The organism is Kitasatospora sp. NPDC093558, from assembly GCF_040683475.1.
GTDB lineage: Bacteria > Actinomycetota > Actinomycetes > Streptomycetales > Streptomycetaceae > Kitasatospora.
Map to the genome: position 1 here is coordinate 1 of NZ_JBFBDY010001325.1, position 1,141 is coordinate 1,141.

1 protein-coding gene is annotated in these 1,141 nt (G+C 73.0%); it reads left to right on the forward strand.

The features are described from left to right. Positions 1-139: 139 nt before the first annotated feature. Positions 140-1,141 (forward strand): SMI1/KNR4 family protein (locus AB0O00_RS40705; protein ID WP_363659693.1); only part of this gene is annotated, 1,002 nt, incomplete at its 3' end.

Below are 1,141 nucleotides of genomic sequence, written 5' to 3' on the forward strand. Positions count from 1 at the left end.
CTTCGAACCGTCCGAACCAGGCGCAGCCGACCGCGCAGAGCCGTCCGCGCTGCGCCCGGCCGGGGACCCGGCGGAGGTGGTCGAGCGGCTGCGGGCCGTGCTCCGGCAGCACGCTGAGCGCCGCGGCGCGGAAGCGGAGATGCCGCCGCCCGTCACCGAGGAGCAGCTCGCCGCTGCCGAGCGCCACCTCGGCCGGCCGCTGCCGGCGGACCTGCGGGCGCTCTACCTGGAGGCCGACGGGGATGGCGACAGTGAGGCGCTAGCCGGGTACGGCTGGCTGTCGCTCAGCGGGGCCTTGTCCGAGCGCGACGATTTCATCGGCGTGCCGACCTGGTTTGGCTGGGAGCTCGACTGGCGCAAGGTGGTCTTCGACGCCGACCCGCCGAACACGGTGCGCCGTTGCTCGGGGCATCCGGGCTGGCTTCCGTTCGCCACCTGGTTCGACGGCAACTTCTTCGCCGTTGACCTCGCGCCGGCCGCGGGCGGCCGCCCCGGTCAGGTGATCGAGGTCGGCCGGGACTTCAACGAGGGCCCGCGCTACGTGGCTTCCTCCGTCACAGCCTGGCTCGGCCAGGCCCTGGGCCTGCCGGATCCCCACGCCCCGCAGCAGTCGGCGAACAGCTCGCGCAAGCTGGTGGTCTCCGTCCTGGACGAGCACCTCACGCCGGATGTCCAGGCGATCCATCTCAACGACGCGCCCTCACCCGTCGACCTCGTCCCGGTCTCCGCCACCCCGCACCTGCGACGCCTGCACCTCAACCGCTGCGCCACCACCGACCTGTCACCCGTAGCAGCACTCCCCATCGAAGACCTGGCCATCGACCTCGCCTCCGAAGCCGACCTCATCCCGCTCGTCGGCCACCCGCACCTGGCCTCACTCGCCGTCGGCTCCCAGACCCCGATCGACCTCGCCCCGCTGCGCACCCTCCCTGCGCTGCGCTGCCTTGACCTGTCGCGGTGTCCGACACCGGACTTGGCGTTGCTTGCCGATCTCCCCGACCTGCGCTACCTCGCCCTGTCCGCCACCCAGTGGACAGCCTTGATCGCCGCTGGCCGCCTTCCCGCCCACCTTGCAGCCGCTCGCCTGGCCGGAGCCCCGCCCCTCACCGCCGCCCTCGACCTGCTCGCTGCCCTCGGCACC